We start from the raw sequence: 7,723 nt of genomic DNA on the forward strand, positions 1-7,723 counted from the left end.
GGATTATGCGGCAGGTTGCAGGCCAAACAAGGCCAGTTGCTGGGTGCTGCCCTTGTGCTGAATCAGACGTGGGTCGTCCAGCGGGAAGGTACGTCCCAGTTCGGCTTCGAGAATAGTCTGCAACTTGTGGTTATCGACCTTGCCGTCGGCGCCGATGGCCTCTTTGAGTTTTTCCGGGGCCACCTGGGCGGTCTTGCCGGGCTCGAAGTAAATCGCGCCAGTGGCGAAGTCCACGGCAAACGCGATCAGGCCGGGGATGATGTAGAACAGCAAACCCACGGCATCGAGCGCGGCGATGGCGGGGTCAATCTTGCCATCGATCTGACCACGACGGTCAGGGTAGAAAATCGATCCGCAAGCGGTCACTTGGGTCAGCAACGTCGCGACCAATACACCGCCAATCAAGCGAAAGGGAGCACGCATATGAAATCTCCTGAGTCATCTGGAAAACGAAGCGTCATGAATTAGGACAGCAACGAGCGACAAGCAGTTCGCCGTTATACTCGCCGCGGCAGGGCGTGCCCACAGTAAATTGCGGCCGCGTCTCACCCCCACTGGAATAGTTGAGGATTGATGTTGTTTTTTTCAGATCGACAACGCGCAACGGCTGATGGATGTGATCGGGGTTCGGCCCTCCGGGCTGAAGCTGTGGACGCGCCATGCTGCGTTGCGGAACTTGGTAAGGAAACGACCCTTATCGGCGTCCCGCGCCTTGCCTGGCACGCCCACAGCTTCAACGCGACTCGCAATTTTCTGTGGGCACGCCCTGGGGAGCCAGCATGATTTCTTTGCCGATTGATGAAGTTTTACCCGCCCTGCGTGAAGCCTTGGCTACACGCCACGAAGCCGTGCTCGAAGCACCGCCCGGCGCCGGTAAAACCACCCGCGTGCCGTTGGCCTTGCTCAACGAGCCCTGGTTGGCCGGACAGACCATTCTGATGCTCGAACCGCGCCGGTTGGCGGCGCGGGCGGCGGCGGAGCGCTTGGCCAGTGAGCTGGGCGAGAAGGTTGGCGAAACCGTCGGTTATCGCATTCGACTCGACAGCAAAGTCGGCCCCAAAACCCGTATCGAAGTGGTCACCGAAGGCATCCTCACCCGGCGTTTGCAGGACGACCCGGCGCTCGAAGGTGTTGGACTGCTGATCTTCGACGAATTCCATGAACGCAGCCTCGACGCCGACCTGGCGTTGGCCTTGAGCCTGAATGGCCGCGAGCTGTTTCGTGACGATCAACCGCTGAAAATCCTGTTGATGTCGGCCACGCTGGAAGGCGAACGCCTGGCCGGGTTGCTGGACGACGCGCCGATCTTGCGCAGCGAAGGTCGCATGTACCCAGTGGCAATGCGCTGGGGCCGACCGTTTCAGTCGGGTGAATTCATCGAGCCACGTCTGGTACAGACCATCCTTGAAGCCTTGAATGATGAAACCGGCAGCGTGCTGGTGTTCCTGCCGGGGCAGGCGGAAATCCGTCGGGTGCACCAGCAACTCGCCGATGCGCTGGGCGAGAGCACGCAGGTGTTGCTCTGCCCGTTGCACGGTGAACTGGACCTGGCCGCGCAACGCGCCGCGATCGATCCGGCACCGGCAGGCTTTCGCAAAGTGGTGCTGGCCACCAACATCGCCGAGACCAGTCTGACCATCGACGGCGTGCGCGTGGTGATCGATGCCGGGTTGGCGCGAGTGCCGCGGTTCGATCCCGGCAGCGGCATGACCCGCCTCGACACCCAACGTATCTCGCGCGCCAGCGCCACTCAGCGCGCGGGTCGGGCAGGGCGCTTGGAACCGGGCGTGTGTTATCGGTTGTGGTCGCAGGATCAGCACGAACAATTGGCGGCCTACGCCAGCGCGGAAATCCTCTCGGCGGACCTTGCCGGTCTGGCGTTGCAACTCGGTCGCTGGGGCGTTACGCCGGGACAGTTGGTTTGGCTCGACGTACCGCCCGCGGCGGCTTATGCACAGGCTCAAGATCTGCTGGAGCGCTTGGGTGCATTGGACGCAGAAGCGCTGACTCGTCACGGTCAGGCCATGGCCGAACTGCCGGCTCATCCGCGCATCGCGCATTTGTTGTTGCGCGGTCAGGCACTCGGCTTGGCAGAGATGGCGTGCGATGTTGCGGCATTGCTCGGTGAGCGGGATATTTTGCGTGGCGCCGGGGCGGATCTGCACAGCCGATTGGTGTTGTTGTCCGGCGAAGAACGGGCCGCACGCGGCGCTCAGGGTGGCGTTCAACGTGCCCGGCAACTGGCGCGGCAGTATCGCGGTTACCTGCGGGGTAAAGCGTCGGAGCCGGTCAGCGATCCGGATCATCCGCGTTGGCTCGGCGCGCTGTTGGCGTTGGCCTATCCGGATCGGGTCGCCCAACAGCGAAGGGCCGGTGGTGCGGAATATCGTTTGGCTAACGGTCGTGCAGCGCTGTTTGCCGAAGCCGACAGTTTGATGAAGCAACCGTGGTTGGTGATCGCCGACCTTGGCAGCCGTCAGGGCCAGCGTGAAGAGCGAATTTATCTGGCGGCGGATTTCGATCCGGCGCTGTTCGATTCGGTGCTGGCCGAACAGGTGCGCTGCGTCGATCAACTGGATTGGGATGAACGTGAAGGCGTGTTGCGGGCCGAGCGTCAGCGCAAGGTTGGTGAATTAATCCTCAGCCGCGAACCCCTGAGTGGCCTCGATGAAACGGCCCGCAGTCAAGCGTTGGTCAATCTGGTGCGACGCAAAGGTCTGGAGCTGTTGCCGTGGACGCCAGAACTGCGTCAATGGCAGGCGCGGGTGGCGTTGTTGCGGCAGCTGGATCTCGGCAGCAAGGAGCTGAGTGAATGGCCGGATGTCAGCGATGCTGCATTGCTCAAAAACCTTGAACATTGGCTGATGCCGTATCTGGGCAAAGTTTCGCGGCTCAGTCATTTCGCCAATCTGGACCTGTCGAGCATTGTTCATAACCTGTTGCCATGGCCGCTGCCGCAACGGCTCGATGAGCTGGTGCCGCATCATTTGAGCGTGCCGTCGGGTTCGTCGATTCGTCTGGATTACAGCGAGCAGCCGCCGATTCTGGCGGTGCGGTTGCAGGAGCTGTTCGGCTTGGCCGAAACCCCGCGGATTGCCGGTGGCCGGCAGGTGGTCAAACTGCATTTGCTGTCCCCTGCGCGACGGCCGGTGCAGGTGACTCAGGACCTGGCGAACTTCTGGCGCAGCACGTATGCCGAGGTGAAGAAGGATTTGAAGGGTCGGTATCCGAAGCATTACTGGCCGGATGATCCGCTGGTGGCCGAGGCAACCGCGCGGATCAAACCCCGCAAAAGCTGAAGATGATCGATCGCCGGCGAACCGTGCTCCTACAGATCCGGGGTTGGTCTTTGGGCCTTGGTCGTCAACTGTTCCCGACAATAATCAGCAAACAACTGCGCCGGTTTGGTCAGTTGCCCGCGCTTGAGCCACGCCGCCACCAGCCCTGAGCCGGTGACGTCTTCGACGATGTCCACGCACACCACTTTCTTGCCGTCATAGGTGCATTCCGAATGCGGCCGAGTGACCAGGATCGAGAAGCCGAACCCTTGCCCGACCATCCCACGCACCATCTCGATCGACGGCGAGCTGAAGGCAATCCGCGGTGTCAGGTCCAACTCCTCGAACAGGCTGACGAAGTAGGTCCGGCTCGGTTGCACGTCCAGCAGAATCATCGGCTCCAGGCACAGATCGCGCAGCGACACTTGCTTGAGCTGAGCAAAGCGATGATCCGCCGGCAGCAACGCATAAGGCCGCTGCGCCGGCATCAGCGGTTCGGTCTGGATGGTGGCATCGAGGTCGTGTTCATACAGGATCGCCAGGTCGAAGGTGCCCGAGGTCAGGCCTTGCACCAGCTCTTGCTGCTCGCCGTCGCGGATGCGGATTTTCACCCCCGGGTACAGCGCCGAGAACCCGGCAATCAACTGCGGCAGGTACAGCGGCGCGACCGTTTCGAAGCAACCGATATCGATTTGCCCGGCCACCACGTCGTTGTCGGCGAGGGCGTTCTGTTCGAACTCCTTGGCCATGCGCAACAGGTCTTGGGCCTTGCGGTAGAAGCGCGCACCGCTGGGGGTCAAGGACACGCCCTGGGCGTGATGACGGATCAGCAGTTGCACGCCGAAGCTGTCCTCCAGGCCTTTGATCGCCGTGGAGATCGCCGGCTGGGCAATGTACAGCTTGCGCGAAGCCTCGGCGACACTGCCGCAATCAACGGTGGTGATGAAGTATTTCAATTGACGCAGATTGTAGGCAGCCACGGCGAACCTCGGGATGGATGGACTCGACATCCAGGCAATTTTTACGCCGACTTCATCCGTTCTGACGACGGTGTTGTTATGCCTGAACAATAACCACATACCGCGCCACCGGGGAGATTGGCTGCCCAGTTTTTTCATGGTCTGCGAAGATATTTTTACTATTTTTCCTGTACACAGGCCTGGGCCACCATCCAGACACAAGAAAAGTCCATGGAGCATCTGAACGTGTTCGAGCTTGCATATTGGCAAAACAAAGCTGCCGCGCTGCGGTTACCCGACCAGGCCGTAATCGACGGCAAACCCCGCTCGGCGCAGTCGGGCCAGACTTTCGCCGCGATCAACCCCGCCACCGGCCAGTGTCTGGCAAATGTGACTGCGTGCGGCGATGAAGAGGTAAACGCCGCGGTAAGCAATGCGCGGCAAGTGTTCGAGGCCGGGACCTGGTCGGCGCGATCGCCGGGCGAGCGCAAGCAAGTGCTGCTGCGCCTCGCCGACCTGATCATGGCCCACCGCGAAGAACTGGCGCTGCTCGATTCGATGAACATGGGCAAACCGGTGATGGACGCCTACAACATCGACGTACCGGGCGCCGCCGGGGTGTTTCGCTGGTACGCCGAAAGCCTCGACAAACTCTACGGCCAGATCGCCCCCAGTGCACAAAACGTGCTGGCAACCATCACCCGCGAGGCGCTGGGCGTGGTCGCTGCAGTGGTGCCGTGGAATTTCCCGTTGGACATGGCTGCATGGAAACTCGCGCCAGCGCTGGCGGCGGGCAATTCGGTGATCCTCAAACCCGCTGAACAGTCACCGTTTTCCGCCCTGCGTCTGGCCGAGCTGGCGCTGGAAGCCGGCCTGCCAGCCGGCGTGCTGAACGTGCTGCCGGGGCTCGGCGAGCAGACCGGCAAAGCCCTCGGTTTGCACCCGGATGTCGATTGCCTGGTGTTCACCGGCTCCACCGAAGTCGGCAAGTATTTCATGCAGTACTCCGCGCAATCGAACCTGAAACAGGTGTGGCTGGAGTGCGGCGGCAAGAGCGCCAATCTGGTGTTCGCCGATTGCCAGGACCTCGATCTGGCGGCGCAGAAAGCCGCATTCGGGATCTTCTTCAATCAGGGTGAAGTGTGTTCGGCCAACTCGCGGTTGCTGGTGGAGCGTTCGATCCATGATGAGTTCGTCGAGCGCCTCAAGGCGCAGGCCGAATGCTGGCAGCCGGGTGACCCGCTGGACCCGACGAGCCGCGCCGGGGCGATTGTCGACAGCCGTCAGACTGCGCGCATCATGAAGTTCATCCAGCAGACCGAACGCCAAGGCGCAACGAAGGTGTGCGGTGGACGGCAGTCGATGTTCAACGGTTCCGACAACTTCATACAGCCGACGATTTTCACAAGTGTGAGCCCGGACATGCCGCTGTTTCGCGATGAAGTGTTCGGCCCGGTGCTGGCGGTCACGGCGTTCGATGACGAGGCCCACGCCTTGCAGCTGGCCAACGACAGTGTCTACGGATTGGCGGCCTCGCTGTGGACCGATGATCTCAATCGCGCCCACCGCGTGGCGCGGCAATTGCGAGCGGGCACAGTGTCGGTCAACAGCGTCGATGCGCTGGACGTGACCGTCCCTTTCGGCGGCGGTAAACAGTCCGGGTTCGGCCGCGACCTGTCGCTGCATTCATTCGATAAATACACCCAGTTGAAAACCACCTGGTTTCAGCTGCGCTCATAAAAGCCGCTAATAACAAAACGGAGAACTGGCGATGACCACACCACGTGAAACCCGCGACTACCAGGCCGCCGACGCTGCGCACCACATCCACGCGTTCGTCGATCAAAAGGCACTCAACGACGAAGGACCCCGGGTGATGGTCCGTGGTGAGCGCCTCCATCTGTGGGACAACGATGGTCGGCGTTACCTCGATGGCATGTCGGGACTGTGGTGCACCAACCTCGGTTACGGCCGCAAGGACCTGGCTGCCGCCGCGTCCCGGCAACTGGAGCAGTTGCCGTACTACAACATGTTTTTCCACACCACCCACCCGCAGGTCATCGAGCTTTCGGAGTTGCTGTTCAGCCTGTTGCCGGGGCACTACAGCCATGCGATCTACACCAACTCCGGCTCCGAAGCCAACGAGGTGCTGATCCGCACCGTGCGCCGTTACTGGACGATCCTCGGCAAGCCCGAGAAGAAAATCATGATCGGTCGCTGGAACGGATACCACGGCTCGACCCTGGCCGCGACGGCGCTCGGTGGCATGAAATTCATGCACGAAATGGGCGGCATGATTCCCGACATCGAGCACATCGACGAGCCGTACTTTTTCGCCCACGAGGGCAATCTGACCCCGGCTGAATTTGGCCTGCGGGCGGCGCAGCAACTGGAATCGAAGATTCTCGAACTGGGTGCCGACAAGGTTGCGGGATTTATCGCCGAACCGTTCCAGGGCGCCGGCGGGATGATCTTTCCGCCAGAGAGTTACTGGCCGGAGATTCAACGAATCTGCCGCCAGTACGACGTGCTGTTGTGCGCCGATGAAGTGATCGGTGGCTTCGGTCGTACCGGTGAATGGTTCGCCCACGAGCACTTCGGTTTCGAGCCGGACACCTTGTCCATCGCCAAGGGTTTGACCTCGGGTTACATCCCCATGGGCGGTCTGATTCTGTCGAAGAAAATGGCTCAGGTATTGGTGGAGCAGGGCGGGGTGTTTGCCCACGGCTTGACCTACTCCGGGCACCCGGTGGCAGCGGCGGTGGCCATCGCCAACCTCAAGGCCTTGCGTGATGAAGGGGTGGTGACGCGGGTCAAGGATGACATCGGCCCCTACCTGCAAAAGTGCTTGCGCGAGGTGTTTGGCAATCACCCGTTGGTGGGCGATATTCAGGGTGTCGGCATGGTCGCGGCGCTGCAATTGGCGGAGGACAAAACCAGTCGCAAGCGCTTTGCCAATGAGAACGACATTGCCTGGCGTTGCCGCACGATCGGCTTCGAAGAAGGGGTGATTATTCGCTCGACGCTGGGGCGGATGATCATGGCGCCGGCGCTGATTGCCAGTCGCGAAGAGGTTGATGAGTTGGTCGGCAAGACGCTCAAAGCGGTTGATCGTACGGCGCAGGAGTATGGCCGGCTCTGAGATTGTCTGAAGGTCCTGCGGACCTTATCGCGGGCAAGCCTCGCTCCTACAGGATCTATGTCGGTCGCGGAATTCGCACACGACACAAAACCCGTAGGAGCGAGGCTTGCCCGCGAATGCGATAGCCGATTCAACACACCTCTCAACTTTTGCACCCACCCCGTGCACCCCCGCCCGCAGCGCCCTTTCGCAGTGCGAGCTACCCAGTTTTTTCATCGCTCGCAGAGACATATTTCCTAATTTTCCTAATCCCCGCCTTGGGCCAACATCGACCTCGCCAGTCAGCCAAACGCTGACACCGAAAGGTCCATCAGAGACCTCAGGTTGCTTCTGCTCCAAGGCCA

At 61.1% G+C, this 7,723-nt stretch carries 5 protein-coding genes; 3 read left to right on the top strand and 2 right to left on the bottom strand.

Annotated elements, in window-relative coordinates:
* Window positions 1–3 precede the first annotated feature (3 nt).
* Window positions 4–423 carry a polyribonucleotide nucleotidyltransferase gene (locus ACYZT0_RS29520; protein ID WP_462044111.1) on the bottom strand — a complete coding sequence of 140 codons (420 nt, stop codon included), beginning with the start codon at window positions 421–423 and terminating at the stop codon, window positions 4–6.
* 356 nt (window positions 424–779) lie between these two features.
* Between ACYZT0_RS29520 and hrpB the strand changes: the two genes are divergently transcribed.
* Window positions 780–3,299 (top strand): ATP-dependent helicase HrpB, encoded by a 2,520-nt coding sequence (gene hrpB, locus ACYZT0_RS29525; RefSeq protein WP_462044112.1) that lies wholly within the window; start codon window positions 780–782, stop codon window positions 3,297–3,299.
* 29 nt (window positions 3,300–3,328) lie between these two features.
* Here hrpB and ACYZT0_RS29530 read toward each other — a convergent pair whose 3' ends face one another.
* Window positions 3,329–4,258 (bottom strand): LysR substrate-binding domain-containing protein, encoded by a 930-nt coding sequence (locus ACYZT0_RS29530; protein ID WP_462044113.1) that lies wholly within the window; start codon window positions 4,256–4,258, stop codon window positions 3,329–3,331.
* 225 nt (window positions 4,259–4,483) lie between these two features.
* Here ACYZT0_RS29530 and ACYZT0_RS29535 point away from each other — a divergent pair, with 225 nt between their 5' ends.
* Together ACYZT0_RS29535 and ACYZT0_RS29540 are read left to right on the top strand one after the other, a co-directional pair.
* Entirely contained in the window at window positions 4,484–5,977 is a 1,494-nt protein-coding gene (locus ACYZT0_RS29535) for an aldehyde dehydrogenase (RefSeq protein ID WP_462044114.1), read from the top strand.
* A gap of 31 nt (window positions 5,978–6,008) precedes the next feature.
* Window positions 6,009–7,379 carry an aspartate aminotransferase family protein gene (locus ACYZT0_RS29540; protein ID WP_462044115.1) on the top strand — a complete coding sequence of 457 codons (1,371 nt, stop codon included), beginning with the start codon at window positions 6,009–6,011 and terminating at the stop codon, window positions 7,377–7,379.
* Window positions 7,380–7,723: the final 344 nt, after the last annotated feature.

The organism is Pseudomonas sp. ZS1P83 (assembly GCF_054897825.1).